This is a genomic window from Acetobacter oryzoeni, assembly GCF_004014775.2.
Lineage (GTDB): Bacteria > Pseudomonadota > Alphaproteobacteria > Acetobacterales > Acetobacteraceae > Acetobacter > Acetobacter oryzoeni.
Window position 1 is genome coordinate 651,418 of the sequence record NZ_CP042808.1, and the last position, 24,528, is coordinate 675,945.

18 protein-coding genes and 1 tRNA gene are annotated in these 24,528 nt (G+C 55.4%); 11 read left to right on the plus strand and 8 right to left on the minus strand.

The window, feature by feature from the left end:
* The first annotated feature begins 178 nt into the window (after positions 1–178).
* Entirely contained in the window at positions 179–1,021 is an 843-nt protein-coding gene (rlmB, locus tag EOV40_RS03200) for a 23S rRNA (guanosine(2251)-2'-O)-methyltransferase RlmB (RefSeq protein WP_128105025.1), read from the plus strand.
* Here the strand turns inward: rlmB and EOV40_RS03205 are convergent.
* Together EOV40_RS03205 and EOV40_RS03210 are read right to left on the minus strand one after the other, a co-directional pair.
* A complete protein-coding gene (locus EOV40_RS03205; RefSeq protein WP_128105026.1) occupies positions 955–2,307 on the minus strand; it encodes a purine-cytosine permease family protein in 1,353 nt (450 codons plus the stop codon). The two genes, rlmB and EOV40_RS03205, sit on opposite strands and share 67 nt — an antisense overlap.
* A 55-nt stretch (positions 2,308–2,362) precedes the next feature.
* Positions 2,363–3,181 (minus strand): SDR family NAD(P)-dependent oxidoreductase, encoded by an 819-nt coding sequence (locus EOV40_RS03210; RefSeq protein WP_167506843.1) that lies wholly within the window; start codon positions 3,179–3,181, stop codon positions 2,363–2,365.
* A 99-nt stretch (positions 3,182–3,280) separates the two neighbouring features.
* On the opposite strand from EOV40_RS03210, the gene gmk reads away from it, so the two are divergent.
* The 5 genes from gmk (at position 3,281) to EOV40_RS03235 (ending at position 9,100) form a co-directional block, all read left to right on the plus strand.
* Positions 3,281–3,934 (plus strand): guanylate kinase, encoded by a 654-nt coding sequence (gene gmk, locus EOV40_RS03215; RefSeq protein WP_050819413.1) that lies wholly within the window; start codon positions 3,281–3,283, stop codon positions 3,932–3,934.
* 5 nt (positions 3,935–3,939) lie between these two features.
* On the plus strand, positions 3,940–5,373 hold the full coding sequence (gene hldE, locus EOV40_RS03220) for a bifunctional D-glycero-beta-D-manno-heptose-7-phosphate kinase/D-glycero-beta-D-manno-heptose 1-phosphate adenylyltransferase HldE (RefSeq protein ID WP_128105028.1): 1,434 nt from the start codon (positions 3,940–3,942) through the stop codon (positions 5,371–5,373).
* The gene (locus tag EOV40_RS03225; RefSeq protein ID WP_128105029.1) at positions 5,370–6,554 is read left to right on the plus strand and encodes an AGE family epimerase/isomerase; all 1,185 of its coding nucleotides are present in this window, start codon (positions 5,370–5,372) and stop codon (positions 6,552–6,554) included. Before hldE ends, EOV40_RS03225 begins: the two co-directional genes overlap by 4 nt.
* Before the next feature lie 72 nt (positions 6,555–6,626).
* Positions 6,627–8,129, plus strand: coding sequence for a replicative DNA helicase (locus EOV40_RS03230; protein ID WP_128105030.1), 1,503 nt, complete (start codon positions 6,627–6,629; stop codon positions 8,127–8,129).
* A 179-nt stretch (positions 8,130–8,308) separates the two neighbouring features.
* The gene (locus EOV40_RS03235; protein WP_128105031.1) at positions 8,309–9,100 is read left to right on the plus strand and encodes a nuclease-related domain-containing protein; all 792 of its coding nucleotides are present in this window, start codon (positions 8,309–8,311) and stop codon (positions 9,098–9,100) included.
* 62 nt (positions 9,101–9,162) lie between these two features.
* On the opposite strand, the gene EOV40_RS03240 is transcribed toward EOV40_RS03235, so the two are convergent.
* From EOV40_RS03240 to EOV40_RS03250, 4 genes are all read right to left on the minus strand, one after another.
* Positions 9,163–11,580: a mechanosensitive ion channel domain-containing protein gene (locus EOV40_RS03240; protein ID WP_128105032.1), complete on the minus strand. Its 2,418-nt coding sequence runs from the start codon at positions 11,578–11,580 to the stop codon at positions 9,163–9,165.
* 231 nt (positions 11,581–11,811) lie between these two features.
* Positions 11,812–11,961, minus strand: a complete 150-nt coding sequence (locus EOV40_RS14955) for a hypothetical protein (RefSeq protein ID WP_167506844.1) — start codon at positions 11,959–11,961, stop codon at positions 11,812–11,814.
* Positions 11,962–12,049: 88 nt separating this feature from the next.
* Positions 12,050–12,838 carry an ABC transporter ATP-binding protein gene (locus EOV40_RS03245; protein WP_080986758.1) on the minus strand — a complete coding sequence of 263 codons (789 nt, stop codon included), beginning with the start codon at positions 12,836–12,838 and terminating at the stop codon, positions 12,050–12,052.
* Positions 12,835–13,620 carry an MlaE family ABC transporter permease gene (locus EOV40_RS03250; protein WP_003629138.1) on the minus strand — a complete coding sequence of 262 codons (786 nt, stop codon included), beginning with the start codon at positions 13,618–13,620 and terminating at the stop codon, positions 12,835–12,837. The genes EOV40_RS03245 and EOV40_RS03250 overlap by 4 nt, the downstream gene beginning before the upstream one ends.
* 265 nt (positions 13,621–13,885) lie before the next feature.
* Between EOV40_RS03250 and radA the strand changes: the two genes are divergently transcribed.
* The 5 genes from radA to EOV40_RS03275 all read left to right on the plus strand — a co-directional run bounded on the left by radA (position 13,886) and on the right by EOV40_RS03275 (position 19,793).
* Complete coding sequence (radA, locus tag EOV40_RS03255) at positions 13,886–15,277, plus strand: DNA repair protein RadA (protein ID WP_128105033.1); 1,392 nt, start codon at positions 13,886–13,888, stop codon at positions 15,275–15,277.
* A 54-nt stretch (positions 15,278–15,331) separates the two neighbouring features.
* Positions 15,332–15,405, plus strand: a tRNA-Gly gene (locus EOV40_RS03260).
* A gap of 328 nt (positions 15,406–15,733) precedes the next feature.
* On the plus strand, positions 15,734–16,006 hold the full coding sequence (locus EOV40_RS03265; RefSeq protein ID WP_050819422.1) for a hypothetical protein: 273 nt from the start codon (positions 15,734–15,736) through the stop codon (positions 16,004–16,006).
* Positions 16,007–16,757: 751 nt separating this feature from the next.
* Positions 16,758–18,353 (plus strand): hypothetical protein, encoded by a 1,596-nt coding sequence (locus EOV40_RS03270; protein ID WP_003628469.1) that lies wholly within the window; start codon positions 16,758–16,760, stop codon positions 18,351–18,353.
* Positions 18,354–18,422: 69 nt separating this feature from the next.
* The gene (locus tag EOV40_RS03275) at positions 18,423–19,793 is read left to right on the plus strand and encodes an amino acid permease (RefSeq protein WP_004448887.1); all 1,371 of its coding nucleotides are present in this window, start codon (positions 18,423–18,425) and stop codon (positions 19,791–19,793) included.
* Positions 19,794–19,822: 29 nt separating this feature from the next.
* Here EOV40_RS03275 and EOV40_RS03280 read toward each other — a convergent pair whose 3' ends face one another.
* Together EOV40_RS03280 and putA are read right to left on the minus strand one after the other, a co-directional pair.
* Positions 19,823–20,506, minus strand: coding sequence for a YoaK family protein (locus EOV40_RS03280; protein WP_050819423.1), 684 nt, complete (start codon positions 20,504–20,506; stop codon positions 19,823–19,825).
* A gap of 205 nt (positions 20,507–20,711) precedes the next feature.
* Complete coding sequence (gene putA, locus EOV40_RS03285; RefSeq protein WP_128105034.1) at positions 20,712–24,437, minus strand: bifunctional proline dehydrogenase/L-glutamate gamma-semialdehyde dehydrogenase PutA; 3,726 nt, start codon at positions 24,435–24,437, stop codon at positions 20,712–20,714.
* Positions 24,438–24,528: the final 91 nt, after the last annotated feature.

Here is a 24,528-nt window from a genome sequence, read left to right on the forward strand (position 1 = left end):
GTATGCTGTTGTGTTCCAGACCGATACAGCCGGCGTGATGGAATGTCCATTCCTGCGCGTTGTGTATGGCGCTGTTATGGCGGCGGCGCACATTTATATGCGGGATAGGCGCAGGTAGGCGGAATGCGCTAGAAGGGCCTCATCTGTTACACCCTTAATAACCCGGAACTGTGTGTTTATGCGTCAACCTCGTCATGGCCGTCCTGCGCGGCGCCCTCGTGTTTCTTCTGCTGGTGGGCGGGAAGGCGCGCCTTCGGCTCCGGCGGGCACATGCTGGCTGTTTGGCACACATGCAGTGGCGGCAGCACTTAACAATCCGCGCCGTGTGTATGAACGCCTGCTGGTAACCGAAGAAAATCATCCCGCGCTGGAAGAGGCCTCACGCTCAGGCCGGGGTGTGCGCGTGGCGCCGGAACTGGTGCAACGCCAGCGGCTGGATGATTTGCTGGGGCCGGATGCGGTGCATCAAGGTGTAGCCCTTCTGGCGCGTGTTCTACCCCCTATGCCGCTGGATGAAGCGCTGGAACGTCCCGGCCCGGTGCTGGTGCTGGATCAGGTGACAGACCCACGGAACATTGGGGCTATTCTGCGTTCAGCCGCGGCGTTTGGTGCAGCCTGCCTTGTGGTGCAGGACCGCAACGCGCCAGAAGAAACAGCCGTACTGGCCAAGGCGGCATCTGGCGCGCTGGAAACCGTGCCGATGGTGCGTGAGGTCAACCTCTCCCGCGCTATTGAGCAGTTGCAGAAAAGCGGGTGCTGGACAGTGGGGCTGGATGCAGGCGGCACCACGCTGGATGGCGCCAGTTTTGATGGCCGCCGCGTAGCCCTTGTGCTGGGGGCAGAAGGCAAGGGCCTGCGCCGCTTAACGCGTGAAAGCTGTGATGAAATTGCCGGGCTTTATATGCCCGGAGAAATGGAAAGCCTGAACGTATCCGTAGCCGCCGCTGTGGGGCTTTACGAACTGGTGCGCCGGGGCATGCCCAGCGCATACCAGAAAGCCGCAGCAAAAAAGCCCACGTAATACCCAATATCGGCCCCGCCCAGCCAACGGGCTACGGGGCCGGTATACAGGCTGCTGGTTGAAAACAGCGCAATGGTCAGCACGGATGTTACGGCAAAAATAGTGGCGCCGCGTGTCCAGCCCGGTGGAATGGGGTGCACTGTGCGGTCTCCAAAATACCAGTCTGCCAGCACAATGCCGATCCACGGGGCAATCCAGTACATGGTTACCAGCAGGTAGTCTGTATAAAGCGTAGTGTAGCGGCCCGCACCGGCCACAGCCAGCACATAGCCAAGGCTGGCTGTAAGAATGGCCGCCGCAATGCGGGGTACATGCAGCCCGGCAGAAATAAGGCTGTAACTGGCGGTGTTATCGTTAAACGAATTGCCGGTAATGGATGAAAGCGCAATGGCCCCAAGGGCTACGGCACCAAGCGGGCCCATAGCCTGCTGGAGCGAGGCAATAACCGCCGTGGGTGAGGCCTCTGCCACAGACCCGGCAGAAATAAGCCCCAGAATCTGGAATGGAATGGCCGAACCCAAAAGCCCGGCCAAAGCCAGCAACACCACCTTTTTGGGGCTGGTATTGGCAGGCAGATACCGCGTGTAATCTGAGGAATACGAGGCCCAGGACAGATTGAAGCTGACCAGCACACCCGTTGCCAGCAAAAAGGTGGAAAAGCTGACAGCATGATGCGCGGCCAGCGGGGCCTGCCCTTTTAGCGCAAACACAATGCCAATAAGCGTGAACACCACCAGCAGTACGGTGCCCAGATATTTCTGCAAGGCCTGCACCACATGGTGCCCATAAATGGAGGCCACCATCTGAATACTGGCCAGTATGCCCAAAGCCAGCCAGAAGGGCATGGAAAGCCCGGCCAAAAGCAGCAGCGCTATAAGGGCCGTGGCGGCGGGCACGTTATTTACGGCATCCCACCCCACACAATAAATCCAGTTGAGAAACGCCGGAGGGCGCAGGCCTTTTTGCCCCAATGCGCGGCGAGAGGCCTCCATTTGTGTCAGCCCGGTTTTGGGGCCAATGGCGGCAGCAAGGGCTACGGGCAGCGCGCCTATAATGTTGCCAATAATAATGGCGGCCACCCCTGTGCGAAAATCCAGCCCCATGCCCGTAAGCAATGCGCCTGTTACCCAACCGCCGGGGCCAAGGTTGGGGGAAAAATGGCTCCAGAACACCCGGTCTGTTGGCATGGTTTTAAGCGCTGCCGGAACGGGCTCTCTTACAGATGCGGCGGAAAGATCCTCCATCAGGCCACCGGTCTGGGGGGCTGAAGGGGGTGATTGTATCATGGATGGCGTGTTCCTGCGGCGTGGGGGCGGGGGTGGTGAGGCTGGCGCTACAGTATCATGAAAGATCAGGTTCGGGCATGGACCCAGCAGCCCCAGAGGGCTGATTGTTGTAATAGAACTCTGCCAGCCGGATGGGCAGCAGGTCCATAAAGCGGGAGCCCGCTACTAACCATAGCGGAAAGGTAATGCGCCGCTCGTTCCGGCTTAGCCCACGCAAAATGCGGCGGCAGGCGCTGTTAACATCTGTGAGTCCCGGCATGGGGAAGGCGTTTTTGGCCACCATAGGGGTATCCAAAAACCCACACACAACGGAGCTTAATAAAATACCAGCCTTTTTGGCATCTCCCCCGGTGGCCACTATAAATCTGTCCACCGCCGCCTTGGCCGCGGAATAAGAGGGTGTGCCGGGGTAAGACACCACGCCCGCAACGGAAGAAATGGCGCAAATACGCCCACGCATGCCATCTGTCCCACGGGGTTGATGTTGCATAACATCCAGCGCAGGCAGCACGGTGTTGAGCACGCCCATCATGTCTGTTTCAAAAATACGATAAATCTGTGCCGCAGGTTCATACGGTGCGCCATCGGGCGTTTGCGGCTTGCGGGTGCCGCCCGTTATGCCTGCACAGGCCAAAACCAGATCCAGCCCGTTTGTGCTGCGTATCCAGGCCTCCATTGCGGTACGGTCTGCCACATCACCAAGGTGCAAATGCACCGCCGCACCCCGGCTAATGCAGGCTTTGGCCGTTTCTTCCAGCCGTTGTACGTTGCGCCCGCCCAAATACAGGGTGCGCCCAGGCCGGGCCAGCGTCTGGGCCAATGTTTGCCCAAGGCCGGAGGATGCGCCAGTAATCAGAACGGTATCATGCTTCATATTACAGATCGGCCTTTGCTTATGGTGGTTATGGCATAGCATGGCGGCTTCTGGCATGAAGGCGCAAGACGGATAGATAGAACACGCAGGGAAGGCAGCATGGCGCACAACGCACAGGGTAAGCATAACGGAGCAGAACGGCGGCGCGGTGTGTGCCTGGTTATTTCTGCGCCATCCGGGGCGGGTAAGTCCACCATTGCCAATGCACTGCGTGCTTCCGAGCCAGCGCTCAAGCACTCGGTTTCCGTGACCACCCGCCAGCCAAGGCCGGGGGAAAAGGAAGGCGTGCATTACCACTTCCGCACCATGGAAGATTTTGAGCGCATGGCCGCAAATGGTGAGTTGCTGGAGTGGGCCACCGTGTTTGGCCGTGGGTACGGCACGCCCCGCGCCCCGGTGGAAGCCGCATTGGCTGCCGGGCACGATATGGTGTTTGACATAGACTGGCAGGGCCACCAGCAAATCCGCCGCGCATTGCCTGATGATGTGGTAAGCCTGTTTGTGCTGCCGCCATCATTAGAGGAACTGGAACGCCGCCTGCGTGGCCGTGCATCAGACCACCCCGATGAAATTGCCCGCCGCATGGCCGCCGCGCGGGATGAAATCTCGCATTGGCGGGAGTTTGACCACGTGATTATCAATACGGATCTGGACCGCGCCATTACAGAAGCCCGCGCCGTGCTGGTGGCGGCACGCCTGCAAACCCGCCGGCGCACGGGGCTGTTGGATTTTGTTGCCAGCTTTGGAGCCTGAACGGCATGGATTTTTCTGCCATTACCGTGCTGTGCCTGGGCGATGTGATGCTGGACCGGTTTTTATACGGCAGCATGGATCGCATCTCGCCTGAAGCACCCGTGCCTGTGTTGTTGCTCGATTCCCGGCGTGAAATGCCCGGAGGGGCCGGTAATGTGGCCAGCAACGTTATCTCGCTCGGGGGGCGTGCCGTTCTGGTGGGGCTGAGTGGTCAGGATGAGGCCGGGGCCAGCCTGCGCACCACATTGGCAGAAAAAAACCGGCTGGTAGATGCTACGGTGCAGAGCGCTGCCCGGCCTACAATTTGCAAAACACGCTTTATTGCCGCGCATCAGCAGGTGGTGCGGGTGGATGAAGAAAGCCACGCCCCTATTGCAGAGCCTGAGCAGGAAGCCCTGTGCCGCCAGATTGATGCGCATATTGGGGCCTGTCAGGCTGTGGTGGTGTCTGATTACGGTAAAGGCGTGTGCACTCCGGCTGTGCTGGCGCATTTGTTCCGCGTGGCGCGGCAAGCTGGCGTGCCTGTTTTTGTAGACCCCAAATCTACCGATTACGCGCGCTACAAAGGGGCTACCTGCATTACCCCCAACGCCAAGGAACTGGCAGCCGCTTCCGGCATGCCGGTGGATACCGCAGCCCATGTGGAAGCCGCCGCCAGCAAGGTGATGGCTCAGGCCGATGCACAGGCCATTCTGGCCACCCGGTCGGAAAAAGGCATGATGCTGGTGCGGCGTGGGGGCGAGGTGCTGGCTGTGCCTGCCCGTGCGCGGGAAGTGTTTGATGTTTCCGGCGCGGGAGATACCGTTATTGCCACCATGGCGCTGGCTGTTGGGGCGGGGATGTCGTTCGAACAGGGCATGCGTGTGGCCAATGCGGCGGCAGGCGTGGTGGTGGGCAAGCTGGGCACGGCCACGGCGGATATTCAGGAAGTTCTGCACGAGCTGGAAGAACAATCTGGCCCGGATGAAGTGCCGCACTTGCTGCCTTTGGGGGCCGCTTGTGCGCAGGTGGCCCGCTGGCAGGCTCGTGGCTTGCGTGTGGGCTTTACCAACGGGTGCTTTGATATCATCCACCCCGGCCATATCAGCTTGCTGGCAGAAGCCCGGAGCGCGTGTGACAGGCTGGTGGTGGCGCTGAACACAGATGCCAGCGTGCGCCGCCTGAAAGGTGACACACGGCCTGTGAACTCACTGGAATCCCGCGCCGCCGTTATGGCCGCCATCCGCTATGTGGATGCTGTGGTGGCGTTTGATGAAGATACGCCGCTGGAGCTTATCCGTGCCCTGATGCCAGATGTGCTGGTAAAAGGGGCAGATTACCGGCCCGAACAGGTTGTGGGGGCGGATATTGTGCAGGCCGCAGGGGGCCGGCTGGTGCTGGCCAATTTGCAGCAGGGGCATTCCACCACATCCACAATCGGGCGGATTCGCAATACATGACGGGGCATGATCTGCCCGGCGCAGAAAACCTGCCGCTTGTGGCTGTGCGCAACCGCTTTGCGCGTTGGCTGTTTGAGGATGCCTTGCCTTTCTGGGCCAGTACAGGGTGCGATGGCACAGCCTCAAACCCGGCGGCCTTGGGGGCGCAGGAGTGTCTGACGCTACAGGGCGCACCAGCACAGCCACCGTTCAAGCGCGTAAGGGTGCAGGCGCGGCAGCTTTTTGTGTTTTCATGGGCGGCCTTAAAAGGCTGGCAGCCCGCAACGCAACGGGCGGAAAGTATTTTCAGGTTTCTGCTCAACGCCCATAGGCCAGATGGCGGATGGGTTAAGCTGCTGGCGCGTGATGGCGCTGTGCTGGATGACAGTGCAGATTTGTACGATATCGCTTTCGTGCTGTTTGCTCTGGCATGGTATGGCCGTGTGGACAGCACAGGCCAGGCGGTAGAACTGGCGCGGCAAACGCTTGCGTGGCTGGGGCAGGCAATGGCCCTGCCCAATGGCGGCTTTATGAACACGCGGCCCGCCAATAATGCGTGGCGGCAGCAAAACCCCCATATGCACCTGCTGGAAGCTGTGCTTGCCCTGCATGAAACAACGGGCGATGCCGCAGATCTGGCGCAGGTTCACGCATTATATGCGCTGTTCAGCCAACACTTTATGGATGAACGTACTGGCACACTGGGCGAATATTTTGGGTCAGACTGGCAACCCGCCGCAGGGCCAGAAGGCCAGTGGTGTGAGCCGGGGCATCATTTTGAATGGGTGTGGCTGTTGCAGGCTTATGCGCGCCAAAGCGGGGTGGATACCACAGCACAAGCCGCGCGCCTTTACCGTTTTGCACATGAGTATGGTGTAGATGCCCAAACCGCATTGGTGCGTGATGCCGTTGCACGGAATGGGCAATTACTTAAGCCAACATTCCGCCTATGGGTGCAGGGTGAGGCTTTGCGTGGCGCATTGTGCCATGATCCGCAGGATAAAGCCGGTTGGGCCATGCGTATGGCCAGTAATCTGCTGGATCGGTATTTTACAGGTTGCCCCACCGGCACATGGGTGGACCAACTGGATGCACAGGGCGCGCCTGCTGCTTCACAAATACCAACTAGCTCGCTTTATCATATCGTAACGGCGTATGATGCGCTGGATCAGGCTGCGCGGGCTTGCGTGCCATCTGCATAAAAAACGCTGTGCGGAAATGTGCCTGTAAGCAGGACGTGGCAGCGCGAATCTGATACAAGCGGTGTTGTGAACATGACAACAACAGATACCCCCAACCAGAAGGACGAAAGCCTTCTGGCCCTTACCCTTCGGCAGCCCCCGGCCAATGTGGAGGCCGAGCAGGCGCTGCTTGGCGCGTTGCTGACCAACAACCGCGCCTATGACCGTGTTTCGGACTTTCTGGCTGGTGAGCATTTTGCCAACCGCGTGAATGGCCAGATTTATGATGCCATTGCCCGGCGTATTGAAAACGGGCAACTGGCAGACCCCGTAACCATGCGGGCCGAACTGGAGCATTCCGGCATTTTGGCCAGCGTTGGCGGTATGGCCTATATGGCCAAGCTGCTGTCCTCCATGGTCGGGATTATCAACGCCGGGGATTACGGCCGCACCATTCATGATGCGTGGATCCGCCGCCAGCTGATTGATATTGGTGAAAACGTGGTGAACAACGCGTTTGGCACCACCATTGGTCTTTCCGGGCAGGACCAGATTGAGGCGGGGGAAGAAGCCCTGTTCAAACTGGCCACGGAAAAAGGCAATGAAGGGGATTTTGTTTCCTTCAACAAGGCGCTAAGCGGCGCTATTTCTGTTGCAGCCCAAGCTTTTCAGAACGAAGGGCACGTTACGGGCCTGACATCTGGCCTGCGTGATCTGGATAAAAAAACAGGTGGGCTGCACCCGTCTGACTTGCTGATTCTAGCGGGACGCCCTGCCATGGGTAAAACGGCGCTGGCTACCAAAATGGCCTTTTCCGCTGCCCGCGCCATTATGGATGAGGCTGAGGAAACGGGAGAAAAGCCCAAAGGGGCAGTGGCTATTTTCTCGCTCGAAATGTCGGCAGAACAGTTGGCCACTCGTATTCTGTCTGAACAGGCCGAGGTTTCGGGTGAGCGCATCCGCCGTGGTGATATCGGGCAGAAGGAGTTTGACCGCTTTGTGCGTGTCAGCCACGAACTGGCCCGCCTGCCATTGGTGATTGATGATACGCCAGCTATCTCTCTTTCCGCCATGCGCACACGCTGCCGCCGGTTAAAGCGTACGCAGGGCCTGTGCCTTGTGGTGGTGGATTACCTCCAGCTTATGCGGCCATCTGTTGGCACGCGCCCAGAAAGCCGCGTGTTGGAAATTTCCATGATCACGCAGGGCCTCAAGGCCATTGCCAAGGAACTGGAAGTGCCGGTTATTGCACTTTCCCAGCTTTCCCGTCAGGTCGAAAGCCGTGAAGACAAGCGGCCCATGCTGTCGGATTTGCGTGAATCCGGCTCTATTGAGCAGGACGCCGATGCGGTGATGTTTGTGTACCGTGATGAATACTACCTGCAACAGCGTATGCCCAAGGAAACAGCTTTTGAATCCATGGAGAAATACTCTGTGGCAATGGATGAATGGCAGCGCAAGATGAGCCTGGTGCATAACAAGGCCGAGCTTATTCTGGAAAAGCAGCGTCATGGCCCCACGGGCACTATCAATCTGTTTTTCGAAGGCGAATACACACGCTTTGCAGATTTGGATACCATTCATCAGGAACACTAAACCAGTTAAAAGGCCCCACATGTTGGGGCCTTTTTTGGTAAAAGCCTTCTGATATCCACGTAAATTTGAAAAATTATACCGCTTGCTGTATGGCGCACGTATGTGCCACTGCATGCACGTGCAAGAACAGCCTGTAAGCTGCGCGGCAAAAGAATAAATAAGATTGGGCAGATTTTTTAATGGATAAACTTGGTGCCATTATTGCAATGGCAGTGTGCCTTCTTGTCCTGCTGAATATTTCAACTGTTTTTGCGTTCTTGTTCCTGCTTGTAAAAATTGCTTTGGTTGTGGGGCTTCTTGCTCTGGCCGGGTTTCTGGTTTTTGGGTTTATTGAAAAACCAGAGAAGCATTTACCGCCGCCTCCTCCACCCACTAAAGATGAAGCCCCGGCAGAACCGGTTTTTGAGAAACCGTATTTTGATGCCCATGAAAAAGGGCGGGAAGGGGAAGAAAAAGTTAGCGCAATTCTCCAGCACATGGGCTGGCCGGCCCTGCATAATGTTTTGCTGGAAGATGACAGAGGGCTGACAGAAATAGACCATCTTGTAAAAGCCCCGTGGGGCATTGTGGTTATTGAAACCAAAAATTACGATGGCTTTATTTCCGGCTCCTCTACGCCGGGGGTGTGGAAACAGAGTTTTCCAAACTCTACCGGTGTAGGGTACCGGCTGTTTATGGACCCCGTGCATCAGAACTATCGGCATGTCTGTGCCGTAAAATACCTTACCGGGCTGGAAAATGTGCAGTCTCTCGTGGTGTTTGCCGGGCGGGCCTATACCAGCCCATTTGTGCATCATCAGGTTGTGCGCCTGAAAGATCTGGAGCGCGTTTTACGCACACGGCCAGAAGGTTTTGCCTATGTGGATGAGCGCGAACTGGAAAGAGCATGGTATGTTCTGCAACAGGCCTTTGTTGCCAATACGGGGCGAGGGCGTGAGCATATAGATAAGTTACGCCAGCGTTTTTCCTGAAAACCAAGGGCGTTTGTATTCCTGCGGGCCATACAGATAGCCCGCAGAACAGGGTGTTCTGGTTAAACGGTTATCAGGTTTTGCCGCACTGTCACCGGGATCTTGTTTTCCTGAAAAGCCTTCCAGATTTCAAAAAGTGCAGCGCTGCGCACAACCTTTATATCTGTGCCAGACATGGCCTTGGCTGATCCAATCAGCAAGGCAGAGCCATCAGATACGGAAGACATGCTGACGGTTGGCTGCACGCTTTCATCTACATCCTTACAGGTGGCAAGGGTGCGGGCCATCACATCCATGGCTTTATCCAGATCAGATGCAAAAGGCAGATTGAGTTCTATGGTGAACACACCGGGCTTTTGCGCCCGTGTGGCGTTTTTAACAGCCGAGGTAATGAACTGCGAGTTAGGGACAATCATGGTGGATTTGTCATCCAGCCGGATATCGGTAGAGCGCACGCTAATGCGTTCCACCGTGCCTGTTACACCCGCAATGGTGACAACATCCCCAATGGAAACTGGGCGTTCCGCCATAAGGATAATGCCGGAAACAAAGTTTTGCACAATGGATTGCAGGCCAAAGCCAATGCCCACAGAAAGCGCGCTAACAACCCATGTCATGCTTTTAACGGTTACACCCAGCACCGCCAGCATGCTTAGCCCAACCAGAATCCATGCAGCATAGCTCAGAATGCTCAGGATAGAGGCCTGCGCCCCGATATCCAGCCGCGTGGTGGGGAAAAACCTTTGCTGGAACCATGATTTTAAAATGCTGATGGCGTAATACCCCGCCACCGGCAATACGGCACACAGCAAAATGGCATCCAGAGAGATATGGGAGCCATCGGTGCTGGCCTGGCCATGAAACAGCCAGTAAAGCTGGTGCCAGATCTGCTGCGGGTCAAACCCACCGCCACTGGTGGCAACGGCATAAGCCACAGCCAGCAGCAGCACATTTACAATGCCGGGCACCACAACGCACATCTGGTTTACAAGCCGCGGGGGCAAGCCCAGTTCAACCAGATGCCGCCCCAAGGGCGCACTGGCCGGAAACAACGTGTTGGCCGTAACCGTTACCAAAAGGGAAAGCAGCAAAAGGCCTGTCATGCTAATGGCCATCATGCTCAGCCATGAGATGATGGTGTAAGCCAGCGGAATGTAGCCTGAAAAAACAGCCAGCCAGCAGACAATGGAAATGCCCATAGCCAGACTGATTAAAAACTGCGTGCGCGAGGGCTGGCTGGGGGTATTGTCTGTTTGGTCGGAAATACGCAACTCCCGCGGGATGGCAAACAGCAGCGGGCTTACGGCCAGCACATACAGCCCATCCATAAGCTGGACAGACAGCATGGAAATGCCGCTTTGCGTATCAATATAACGCAGGAACCCACGCACAATAAGTGCTGCGGCCAACCAGAGCGGGAACAGCCGCAAATTTCGCGCAATGGTGTCCGACATCGGAAAGATGCGCCATTCTGGATGGCGTGAAAGCAGGCAAAACCCCAGCTCAATCACAAGCCCGCAAAGCGGAAACTGCGCGCCCATCATGCTGCCAAGGGTGGTTAAATCCTCATCCAGCGCAGAGTTGTCAAAGGCCAGAACGCTCCAGAAAATCTGAAAGGCAAAACCCCATGCCAGCAGGCTGAGCACACCACACAAAAGGGTTGCAATAATGGGGCGGATACGTCCCGCAGGTAAAACACGCGCCACCAGACGGCGAATAATACCGTGTGAGAAAAACCACCCCACCAAAAGCAACGCAGAAAGTGCGATGCCACCCAACGAAATAAAGATGCGCTTGCCAGAAAAAGCGACCCCCAGCACCCCAAGGGCTTCTCCCCCCAAAGCGCTAAGGCGTGTGGTGTCTGCATGGAAATTGCTGGTAAACTGAGACCAGAAGTTAACCCCCAGAGGAGAGGGAAAACGCTGCCACAAGGTAGCCTGCTGTATGGCGGTGCCATGCTGGCGCAGTTCATTTACAAGCTGCTGGGCTTCTACCTGATACAGCTTCAGCCGCGTCATGCGGGAATTGATGTCCTGCTGTTTTTTAAGCAGAAGGGTGCGCTGTTCGGTAATGGAGGCGGATTCTGCTGGCTCATCCTTACCGGGTGGCTTGCCCAGAATATCCAGAAAGTTCTGATAAACGCCCTGATAGGGTTTTAGCCGGGCTTGCAGGGTATCTGTTTGTGTGGCCACAGCATTGGCGCGGCGCAGCAGGGCAGCAAGCTCGGTTGTGCTTTGGCCGTTGGTTCTTTCCTGCTGGCTGCTTTGGTAAATGGCACTTATTTCTGAACCAATACTTTCCAGCGTGCTGTTACTGACAATATCGGAAGTATTGGTAATAAGGGTTGTTGGGGCAGGGGCCGTAACGGAGGTATTGTCTGTATCTGCTGCCCAAAGGGGGGAACTGGCGGCAAAAGGCAGGGCACCCTGCGTAAGCACAAAACACGCTAGAAAAAGAGAACAGAACCGCTTCAAACGCATCAGAAAACCTTGTGTTTCAGGTGTCTGGAAAAATAACCCCTATATCCGTAACGTAGCGGCGTAAGAGGGGGTTGCGCCACCATTAAGCAAGCGGCGTGGTGATGTTGGGGGAATGTACGCAAGTTTCTGTTTAGTGCAGGCCGCACAATGCTGTGCACTTTTCAAACAGGCAAAAGCCCTGCCATCAACGGTGGCAGGGGTGAAAATTAACGTATGGGAAACGTGGTGAGGTTAGTCGTCATCACCTGTTTTGAGGTGATCATGATACCCATATTTTTCCCACTGGGCGGCTGTGGTCAGATGCTTCGGTTCTTTGGAGCTAAACATGCCACAGGCGGATAGTCCCAAGGTGCAGGCCAGCAGCAGAACCGCGCGTTTCATCTTACCGAATATCCCTTACCCGTTTTGTCTGCTTTTTCTATCTCATTGCAGGGCATCGCGGGCAAGTGGAGATTGCAGCCAAGAGTGATTAACGCCGTAATTCCATGCTAATGGGGCCTTCACGCCGCCCGTGGGTGAACTGATCTACATACGGGTTGCCACTGTTCATGAGGGAAGATGCCGCCCCCTGCCAGATCAGCTTGCCTTTATAGAGCATGGCGGCTTCATCCCCAATGCGTTGGGCAGATGCCATATCATGCGTAATGGCAATGGCGGTGGAGCCCAGCTTTTTCACGCAATCTACAATCAGCCCATCAATCACCGCACCCATAATAGGGTCCAGCCCGGTGGTGGGTTCATCAAAAAACAGAATATCCGGCTGGGCGGCAATGGCGCGGGCCAAGCCCACGCGCTTTTGCATGCCGCCAGAAAGTTCGGAGGGGTATAAATCCCCCACAGAAGGATCAAGCCCCACCTGTGCCAGAATGGTGCCTGCATGGTTGCGGGCATTCTTGCGGGTGATTTTATGCAGCGCCAGCAGCCCGAAGGTGACGTTTTCCCATACGGTCAAACTGTCAAACAGCGCGGCGTTCTGGAACAGCATGCCAATTTCACTGCGCAGTTTTTCACGCCGTTTTTCCGGGGCTTCCAGAACGTTTTCGCCATCAATTTCAATAATGCCGGAATCTGGCGTAATCAGCCCCAGAATACAGCGCAGCAGCACGGATTTGCCCGAGCCAGACCCGCCGATAACAACAAAGGATGTGCCCTGTGCAACATCCATGGAAACACCATCCAGCACCTTTTTGGCGCCGAAGGATTTGTGCAGGTCCCGAATACGGATTTTAGGCGTGGTGCCTGTCATGGTCTGGCTCATTGTGAAAAGAACAGGTCTGTCAGCAGGTAATCAAAGGCCAGCAGCATGATGGATGCGGCCACTACAGCGGCTGTTGTGGCAGACCCCACACCTTCTGCCCCGCCCTTGCTGTTATAGCCGTAGTAGCAGCCCATCAGTGCAATAAGGAACCCAAACAGCGCAGCCTTTACCAACCCTACGGTTACATCAATGGCCTTGAGGGAGTTCAGCGTGGCCGTAATGTAAGCGGGGGCAGAAAAGCCCAGCTTCACCACAGCTACGGTAAAGCCGCCTGCCACACCCAGTATGTCTGCCACCAGCACCAGCAGGGGCAGGGCAATCAGCCCGGCCAGCAGGCGCGGAGCCACCAGATACTTCATGGGGTTGGTGGAAAGGGTGGTGAGCGCATCTATCTGGTCTGTTACGCGCATGGTGCCAATTTGGGCGGCCATGGCAGCCCCCACGCGGCCAGCCACCATAAGCCCGGCCAGCACCGGCCCCAGCTCACGCGTAACGGCCAGCACTACAATACCGGCAATGGCGCTTTGGGCATGGTATTGCGCAAACCCGGTATAGGATTGCAGCGCAATAACCCCGCCAGAAAACAGCGCCGTAAGCGCCACCACAGGCAAGGAGAAAAAGCCTGTTTCTAAAAAGGTGGACAAAAACACGCGCCCATAAAACGGAGGGCGCACAATGTGCGAAAGCCCAGAAGCCGCAAACAGGGCCAAAGCCCCCGCCGCGCGAATAAGGGAGAGTGTAGCGCGGCCAAGGCGGGCCACAAGATCAAGCACCATGTCCATGAGTGTGGACTGTCCGTTCCTGCTGAAGTGTGAAAAGGCAGTTCCAGCAGCCGTAACCTGTGCGGGCGGGTTCGTCAAAGCATCGTTGCGTGGTGGGCTGGGGGTGTTGCTCTTTCAAATAACAAATTACTGCATAAATCCGGCAGGGCCGTTCTGAACGCTTAATTGGGCTACGCATAAAAAACAGTTCAGGCGAGCCCTTGAGTTTGTTCCTGTTTTATTCCACATCAGGAGGGATGAACCAGACAGCAAAAGAGCTTGCCTGATGGCTAAAAAACCTTCCCGCACCTATGTTTGCACCAATTGTGGCGCTGTACATGCCAAATGGGCCGGGCAGTGCGATGCCTGCGGTGAATGGAACACGCTGGAAGAAATGGCTGTGGAACCCTTGGCCGCATCCTCTGTCGCGGTGCGTGGTGGCAAGGGACGGCGCGTGGCGTTGCAGGCGCTGGAGGGGGAGATCAAACTTCCACCACGCACCCAAACAGGCATTGCAGAGCTTGATCGAGTTTTGGGTGGTGGTCTTGTACCTGCTTCTGTTGTGCTGGTGGGGGGAGACCCCGGTATAGGTAAATCCACTTTGCTGCTTCAGGCCGCCAGCAAGCTGGCAGGCAAGGGCGAGCGGGTTCTGTATATCTCTGGTGAAGAAGCGGTGGACCAGATCCGCCTGCGTGCGCAACGCTTGGGTGTGGCCGGGGCCAAGCTGGATTTGGCGGCATCCATCAACGTGGCAGATATTGTGGCCACGTTGGAAGCCGAACCCGATGTGCGGGCGGTAGTGATTGATTCCATCCAGACCATGTGGCTGGAAACCATAGATAGCGCGCCGGGTACGGTCTCTCAGGTGCGGGCCTGTGCGTTTGAGCTGATACGCGCGGCCAAGCGCCGGGGGTTTAGTCTTATTCTGGTCGGGCATGTAACCAAGGAGGGCGCGCTGGCTGGCCCGCGTGTGCTGGAGCACATGGTGGATGCCGTAATGTATTTTGAAGGCGATAGGGGCCACCAGTTCCGTATCTTGCGGGCCGCCAAAAACCGCTACGGCGCAACGGATGAAATTGGCGTGTTTGCCATGACAGACCGCGGTCTGGAGGAAGTAAGCAACCCATCAGCCCTGTTTTTGGCCGAACGGCGGGGCAATATTGCCGGCTCTGCCGTGTTTGCCGGGCTGGAGGGCACGCGGCCTGTTTTGTTGGAAGTGCAGGCCTTGCTGGCCCCCAAAGGTGGAGATGGCGCCCCCCGCCGTGCCGTGGTGGGGTGGGATACAGGCCGCCTTTCCATGTTGCTGGCTGTGCTGGAAACGCGCTGCGGGCTCAAACTCTCTGGCATGGATGTGTATCTGAACGTGGCGGGTGGCCTGAAGGTGGCGGAACCTGCGGCAGATCTGGCTGTGGCGGCTGCGCTTGTTTCTGCCGCCAGTGGCGTGCCCACCAGCCCCGGAGAGGTTTATTTTGGAGAGGTTGGTCTTTCTGGCGAGGTACGGCAGGTGGCGCAGGCCGATGCCCGTTTGAAGGAAGCTGCCAAGCTGGGGTTTGACCGTGCCGTGTTGCCCCGCCGCATTGCACGCGGCAACACGCGCTCTCGCCCGCCGGAGGGGCTGCATCTGCGTGAAATCGGCCATATTTCTGATTTGGTAAGTGCAGAAATGGAAGCTGAGTGAAACTGACACATTGCCATTTGCACAATGTATCGGTATAGTGCGCTCCACAAAGATGCGGATGTAGTTCAATGGTAGAACGGCAGCTTCCCAAGCTGCATACGAGGGTTCGATTCCCTTCATCCGCTCCATTTCCTTAAAATTCAGAAAATTCAATTGGTTGTGATCAGCCTTTGTTGTTGGCGCTGTCAGTCTGCGTTACAGGGCGAGCGTTACATATCTGGTGGATGAAAAAGCATTCAATTTGCAAAATCTATTGTCTACACAGCATAAATTCTGCGCAAGGAACCCATTTGGGTTCCTTTTTTATGCCGCCATTGCAGGTCTGCGTATGTGCGGGGCCGTTCGGGATGACTGCTTTTTAAAGAGCAGACATACAGAGAATGCACAGTACTCGTGTTGAAAATAAGCAAATAAGAAATACATTGTGTTACAGTTTTGTTAAACGAGGAGAGAAAAATGAAAAAGACACTTTATATGTGTGTCGCTGTTCTTGGCCTCGGGTTTGTGCAGAGTGCTTCTGCCGCCACTTGGGATGGTGGCGTTTCCAGACATGTTGAGGTCAAAAACCCGGATCAGCCCGATACAACCAAAGGCGGTGTATGGGATGGCGGAATAGACAAGAAGGTAAAGGTGGAAGATCCGGATACATCGGATACCATTAAAGGCGGCGTGTGGGATGCCGGTATATCTGAGCACGTGCCCGTAAAATACCCCAGCACGCCGCAGTAATGTGGTGAGGCCCTGTTTCAATGTTGTTGTGATTGTTCACAAAATATTGGGGCAGGGCACAGTTTTCCCGTTCCAAAAATACAGGGTTTGCGGCCCGGAAACGCGCAGGGTATTTTCTGTATTGCGGGTTTAGCGTTAAAAATAATGAGATATATACCTACGTATACATACCCAAAGTATTATTTTACGTCCTCATTAAATAGATGATAATTTTGGAATATATGGAAATATTTACGCAAAAATAATTACAGAAAACAAAAATTTATAGAAATATATGATATATTTTTACTTGTAAGAAAAATAATTATACATTCCGTGTATAAAATCAGAACTGACAAAAGGCGCATGCGTGCGCGCCGGTATGTACATTGTGCCGGTGGCAAGATAATTTTCCATGAAATTATTGTTTCACATCCGATATGGTAAGCATTCTTTGTTTTGGAATACATGAAAGAAATACAAAATACTCTTTTTATTATTTAACAATACATCTTGATTATACAAAATATAGAAGTAAAAAAGATTTGGAATTTTTTATTATAATCTCTTGAATATCATATATTGTTGTGTGATGATTATAAAAAGAGATGTGTATATGCAGTACATGTCTGTCCCGTAACAGATTGCAACAAGGAGATCCTCTACACGTGGCATATCTGATGCAGGATATCATTTTTGTACAGAAACGGCTTTACCGCTTTTTTTGTGCGTGTGCGTCTGGGTTTCAACTTCATGCAGGCGCTGGCTGATTATGAGTAATTCCTTTGTCCGGCATGCGCGTTCTCATGCCACTTCAGTGTGTCGCGGGTCTCGCGGGTTTGTTAAGGCAAGCTGTTCTTTAGTCGCGCTCGGGCTAGCAGCTTTTGCTGCACCAGAGGAGGTGCGGGCAGAGCAAACGCTTGTTTCCATTAAGGGCATTACCCTTCAGGGCGCGCTGGATATTGGTGGGTCTGCTTTTTTCCTGCCCAATACCAACTTTGGCGCCGGCTCTTACGGCACCAAATCTTCTGGTGCTCTGGTGCGCCATAAAAACAGCACCTATGGCGAATTTTACGGCAAGCCCATGCTTATGGGGTCTTGGCAAACAGGCTGGGGCTTTACCGTTATTGGCAAGGCTTCTGCTATTGGCGCCACCACGCTGGGTGATGGTGATGCGGAGGAAGTTTCTCAAACATCGGGCACGCCGCGCTCCATTTATCTGGAAGAAGCCAATCTGGGCGTAGAAGTGCCGCTCAAAATGGCGGGCGGTCACCAGATTCTAACGGTGCAGGGCGGCAGGCAGGCCTTTGCAGTGGATGATGGCTTTCTGATTGGTAAAGGCACCTACAGCGCGGGTGATAGAGGCGCATGGTGGTATGCACCGCGATATGCGTTTTCTGGCCCCGGCGTGATCAAGCTGGAAGGTGATTCCGTGCGTGGGGATGTCTTTATGTTGGAAAGCAATTCCGACAATGACATTGACCGCGGATATGATCGCCCCAAAACCAAGTTTGTCGGGTTTGATGTCTCCTGGTTCAAAAACAAACCCGGAGGGCATGGTGGGTCTACATATGCAGATCGTGCTGCGTATGTAACGTTAACCTACTTTCATGTGCGGGATGCAGATGGATCATCTCATTACGATTATTCTACGCGTGCAGATCGTAACGGCATGAACGTGGCAGCCCTGAGCTGGGGCGGCACGCTGTTTCCCGTCAAGGCGCTAGGGATTTCAAAGAACTTTACGTTCTATGGCAATTTTGTATCCGAACAGAACAGCCACGCAGGCAACGGCTACAAATCTGTAGAAGCCTACGGCATGTTTTTCGAGCCCGGTTATACGTTTTCCATGCTGCCGTGGAAGCCGCATCTGTTTTACCGGTACACGCGGTTTGGTGGCGGTAAAAATGCCGAAGGTTCGGTCAAGCGCAATTACGATACATTCTTTTTGTATGATGGTAAGCGCTACACCTATGGCGGCTACTGGCCGGGTGAAATTGTGGGCATGTATCTGGCCCCGCTTTCTGATCTGGAAGTGCATCAGTTTGACCTAACAGGCACGCCACCTGTGCACCTGTTCCGTAAAAAGGATGAGCTTAAGCTGGGTGTGCATTTTTACGATCTTTCCCTGCTGTATCCCTCCGGCATGGGGCTGAAGAACGTGGGCCGCCATGTTTCCAACGAAGTGGATTTTACAGCCGAATATATGCTGGACGAAACCACATCAGCCGCCGTTGCCGCGGGCACAGCCTTTAGTGGCCCGGCAGGGCGTGCGCTTTCTCGCGCAGGGGTGCCAACGGGGTATCGCATGCACAATATCGGGCGGCATGCCGGCGTGCTGGAGGCCTATTTTTACAAGCATTTCTAACGAGAATTTCCCAAAACGTTTCGTTTTGGGGTAGAAACTTACAGGACAACAAGAATAAAGGATTTCCTGATGCCCGAACCGACGACCCTTCCTGCGGGAAAACCCGCAGACGGGCTGCGTAATCGCCACATAGCCATGATCGCTCTGGGCGGCACTATTGGGGCTGGTCTGTTTGTTGGCAGTGGCGCTGCCATTGCGGCAACAGGGCCTGCGGTTCTGCTGGCGTTTCTGCTGGTAGGATTTCTGGTTATCCTGGTTATGCGCATGCTGGGGGAAATGGTTGTGGCGGACCCCGGGCGCGGGTCCTTTGTAGAATACATTCGCGCCGCACATGGAGATAAGGTGGGCTTTACCGCAGGGTGGCTTTACTGGTTCTTCTGGGTGGTGGTGTTGGGAAGTGAGGCCATAGCCGGCGCCATTCTATTGCAGGATTGGGTGCATCTGCCAGTTTGGCTGCTTTCTGTTGTGCTTATTCTTGTTCTTAAACTTATCAACTTTGCTGCCCCACGCGTTTTTGGTGAATGTGAATTCTGGCTTTCCGCCATTAAGGTTTTCAGCATTATCGCCTTTATTGCCATTTCTCTTTTATATGCAGCGCATGTGTTTGGGCCGGGCGTTTCCGTAAAGGAAAATCTGCTGGGGCATGGCGGGCTTTTTCCGCATGGTGTTGTGGCGCTGCTGTCTATTATTCCCACCATTTTGTTCACCATGATGGGTTCGGAAATTGCCACAGTGGCAGCCGCTGAATCTCCAGAACCGGGTAAGAACGTGGCCCGCGTAACCCGCAGCCTTGGCCGCCGTATTACCCTGTTTTACGTAGCCGCCGTGGGTATGATCCTGATTGTGGTGCCGTGGACAAACATTGTTGCCGGTAAATCACCTTTTGTGGCGGCCATGGATGTTATGGGCGTGCCCGGTGCCGGTTTGCTGATGCGCATTGTGGTACTGAGCGCCATTCTGTCCTGCCTGAACTCCGCCATGTATATTACATCGCGCATTCTTACAGAGCTGGCTGCTCAGGGTGATGCTCCGGGCTTTCTGGCACGTAGTTCTGCTGCTGTTGTGCCGCGTAAGGCTATTATCGTCAGCAGCCTTGCGGGCACGCTGGTGGCTTTCTCATCCATTCTGGCGCCGGGCACCATTTTTGCCTTCCTGCTAAGCTGCAGTGGTGGCGTTATCCTGCTGATCTACAGCCTGATTGTAACATCTTACATCGTTACGCGCCGTGCAGCACGGCAGGCTGGCACAGAGGCAGAAAATTACACGCTGCCGCTTTTTCCGCTGTGCAATTACGTAACACTTGCTGGTGTGGTGCTGGTGTTTGTGGCCATGTTGCTCAACCCATCCGAACGGATGACGGCTCTGGCAACCATGGGCAGTTCTGTGGTGTGCTACCTTATGGCTGTTTACTTCGCCACCAATAACAAAAAAGCTGGCTGAGCTTTGTATTTACCGAGTATTCCCGTTGTTTAGGGAATACTCATTTTGTCCAGATGCAGGGCAAGAGGGTGGCGGCGCCAATGCAGCAGGCCACCCGCCGCAAAAACGGTAGCACCCGCAGCGGCAATACCAATTCCAACATTTTTATCAGAAACCAGTGTGCCAATTACGGCACCCACAAACAGGCTGGCAATAGCGGCTAATCTGCGCCACGTACCAGAGTTTGTGCCACCAGCCACCGTGCTGTTATGGGCCAGCCCGTGCAGCACCATAGTGGCGGCTGGCAGCACCATATCTGGCAGTTTGGCATGGCGCGTGGCAGAGGTTTGCAGCCCCATGGCCAGTGAGAGCATGCCCAGCGTAATGTAAATGCCACCGCTAAGCTGTGCACACCACACAAACGCGGCCAGCCCCACAAGGCAGCCAACGCCTAGCAGAATATCCCCCACCACAAGGCGTGTATGGCGCTCCCGCCGTACCAGGCGGCCACCAATAATGGCCCCTGTAAAGTAACAGGCAATGGCCTCCAGGCCAGAAAGAACAATGGCCTGAGAAGTGGCAATGTTAACAGCCATAAGAATAATGGTGGCTGTCATATATCCTGCAAAAATCTTGAGATGCAGTAGGGATATGGCATCCAGCATGCCCATTGCCATTGTAACCAGCAGAATGGCAATAACCAGCTTGGCATCATGTCCCGTACGGGCTGTCATAATGTCTCCTCTAAAGAAAAAGAATGAAAAGAGAGGTTTTATGCGCGTTTTTTAATAGAAGGATGCGCGTTATATCATCATCTCTGATCACGAAAAGATGATCTCTGGTAAGATGAGCCATGCCCCACGCAGGAGGCACAGCCGTACAAACAAAACCCCCGGCGCATAAAAACGCCGAGGGCTTGGTGTGTTCAGTGTGGGTTGATTAGTTCAGTGTCATCAGGCTGGCATTGCCACCCGCTGCGGTGGTGTTGATGCTGCGAGACTGCTCTTCCAGCACCACTTCAACAGAAGGTAGTGTTGCGCCCGTTACAAAGGCGGAAACAATGGGACCATTGGCTTCTGCCAGTGTTCTGCGTGCACTGCGGAAGATGGCATTATCATCTTCACCCAGCAGGATAGAGCAGGGCAGGGCCGTTGCGCTGGCAACCGGGCGAATGGCTTGGCGCAGAATATCCGGCAGTCTGTCCAGCCATCCTGTCAGTTCTTCTTCTGCCAGCACCAATGCCGTGTTGCCCCCAGCCAGCGCCAGAGAGATCTGATCATACAACCCGGCCAGCGTGATGGGCACACACAGCACGTTGCCGCGTGCGCTCAGGCGATAGATGTTTTGCTCACCCACAGGGCCGGGCAGAGTGATTTCTCCGCCCACCAGCGGCAGGCGTGCCAGATTGCCAGCAATTTGCGCGGCTTTGCTTTCACCCTTTTCACGCAGCCAGTCTGTCCACTGCGTCATTTCTGGCGTGGTGCGGCCACGTACAATCTGCGCCACAGCTGGGGCTTCAGACAGCAGACGGCGCAGAATAAGCGGGCCACCCGCCTTGGGGCCGGTGCCAGAAAGGCCACGCCCACCAAAAGGCTGCACGCCCACAACCGCGCCAATGGTGTTGCGGTTGACGTAAAGATTGCCAGCCTCAACCTGTGAGAGCACGCTTTTTATTGTGGAATCCAACCGGGTGTGCAGGCCAAATGTCAGCCCGTAGCCGGTATCGTTAATTTCCAGCAGCAGTTCTTCCAGCTTGTCACGCTCAAAGCGCAGAACATGCAGCACGGGGCCAAACACTTCTGGCCCAATTTCCCGAATGTTCAGCACTTCAATCAGCGTGGGCGGCACGTAGCTGCCGTTGGCGCAGGCTTCTGGCACAGGCAGCGCCATAACCGGAGCCTTGCGGGCCTTAAAGGCGTTAACATGCGCGGTAATGTTTGCGGCAGCTTCTTCGGTAATGACCGGGCCTACATCGCAGGAAAGATGTGCAGGGTTGCCAATGCGCAGTTCACGCATGGCGCCACGCAGCATGGCCAGAACGTGGTCTGCACAATCTTCCTGCACACACAGAACGCGCAGGGCGGAGCAGCGCTGGCCTGCACTATCAAAGGCGGAGGCCAGAACATCGGCCACAACCTGTTCTGCCAGTGCGGAGGAATCCACAATCATGGCGTTCTGGCCGCCGGTTTCGGCCACAAATGGCACGGGCTGGCCAGTGGCTGTGCGCCGTTCCAGAAGCTGACGGTTGATAATCTGCGCCACGGTGGTGGAGCCAGTGAACATCACGCCCATGACGCGCTCATCCGCCACGGCGGCGGCGCCTACGTCACCTTCACCGGTCAGCAGTTGCAGGGCAGCGGGTGGCACGCCGGCTTCTTGCAAGATACCCACGGCCACGGCGGCAACAAGTGGTGTTTCCTCTGCCGGTTTGGCCAGCACAACGTTACCGGCTGCAAGGGCTGCGGCAATCTGGCCAATAAAGATGGCCAGCGGGAAGTTCCACGGGCTAATGCAGGTGACAATTCCCAGCGGCTTGTGGGTGGTGTTATCAAAATCCCGCCGGATGGTGGCGCCGTAATAGCGCAGGAAATCTACAGCCTCACGCACTTCCGCCACAGCATTGGGGAGGGATTTTCCGGCTTCACGCCCCAGAAGTGCCAGAAGATCATCTGTGCGTTCTTCCAGAATATCAGAGGCTTTTTGCAGAATGTCTGCACGTTCTGCCGGGCTGCGGTTGGCCCAGTCCAGCTGGCCTTTCTGTGCGGCATCCACAGCTTTTGTTACAACATCTGGCGTGGCGTAGGAAACTTTGCCCACCACATCGCGCCGGTCTGCCGGGTTGGTAACGGGGCGGAAAGCACCTTTCTTTTTCACACCCACAACCATGGGGCTGGCTTCCCACGTTTGGGGGGCATCTTTAATGCCGGTTGCCAGTGCGGATAGAACCTTGTCATCCGCCAGATCTACCCCTGCGGAGTTGATACGTTCTGGCGCAAACAGATCACGCGGGTTGCGGATTTCTGTGTGCGGTGCGCCGTAAGGTGTGTAACGGCGGGCTACATCGATGGGGTTTTCAATCAGGGATGAAAGCGGAATAGCGCTATCCCCAATCTGATTGACGAAGGAGGAATTGGCTCCGTTTTCCAAAAGGCGGCGCACAAGGTAAGCCAGCAGGGTTTCATGCGTGCCAACAGGTGCATAAATGCGGCATGGGCGGTTAAACTTGTCTGCCCCCACAACCTGTTTGTACAGCGGTTCGCCCATGCCATGCAGGCACTGGAACTCGTAAGAGCCAAGCTCGAACTTTTCACCCGCCAACGTGTAAATGGTGGAAAGCGTGCGGGCATTGTGCGTGGCAAACTGCGGGAAAATTACATCTCGCGCGTTCAGCAGTTTGCGGGCGCAGGCAATGTAGCTGATATCTGTGTGGCACTTGCGGGTATAAACGGGAAAATCCGCCATGCCCTCAACCTGTGCTTTCTTGATTTCGCTATCCCAGTAAGCACCTTTTACCAAACGCACCATAATGCGGCGGTTGGTGCGGCGGGCCAGATCAATAATGTAATCCAGCACATACGGGCAGCGCTTGCCGTAAGCCTGCACCACAAAGCCAATGCCGTTCCAGCCTTCCAGCCCCGGTGTGGCGCACAGGGCTTCCAGAATATCTAAAGAGACATCCAGACGTTCTGTTTCTTCCGCATCAATGTTCAGGCCGATATCGTATTTGCGGGCCAGCAGCGTAAGTTCCTGCACAACCGGCAGCAGTTCACCCATCACGCGGTCATACTGTGCGCGGGCATAGCGTGGGTGCAGGGCAGAAAGTTTGATGGAAATACCGGGCCGGTCATACACATTGTTGCCGGTTGCGCTGCGGCCAATGGTGTTGATGGCGTTGATGTAATCCTGCCGGTAGCGTTCGGCATCATGCGCGGTAAACGCGGCCTCGCCCAGCATATCGTAGGAATAGGAAAAACCCACAGCTTCCAGCTCGGCGCTGTTCTTGCGGGCCTGATCAATGGTCTGGCCCAGCACAAACTGCTCGCCCATCAGGCGCATGGCGGCATCTACGGCCTTGCGGATAATGGGTTTGGATGTGCGTTCCGCAAAGTTGAGCAGAGAGCTGGCAAGTGTGCCTTCATCATGCTCTGTCACCAGCTTGCCGGTTAGTGCCAGCCCCCATGCGGCGGCGTTGGCAAACAAGGGCTTGCCGCGTGCAACATGAGAAAGCCAGTTGCTTTCACCAATCTTGTCCTGAATCAGCGCATCGCGCGTGGCAACGTCTGGAATACGCAGCAGCGCTTCGGCCAGACACATCAGGGCCACGCCCTCGGTGGAGGAAAGCGAGAATTCCTGCACCAGTGTTTCCACCAGCCCCGGGCTGCGGCGCGCGCGCAGGGCTTCGGCCAGTTTGGAGGCCATGGTGGCAACAGAGCCGTTTTCTGCCTCTGTTAATGTGGCGTCTGGTGTCAGGGTTTCCACGCACTGGGCTTCGGGGCGGCGCATGGCTTCAATAATGGCCTGCCGAAGTGGGGTGCGGGATGCAAAATCAGGAGCGAACGTGTCTGTGGATGACATGGGCTTTTCATTCCGGATTGGTAAGCCAGAACCGGGCCTGCCGTGTGTGCAGGTAGTTTTGGCTTCATAATGATTATTCCCTCCTGACATGATAATATATGATTTGCAACATAATATATTATCCAGAAATGCAGAGGTGTTCCGCTCTTTAAACCCGACCTGTAGCGCTGGGGTTTTTGTG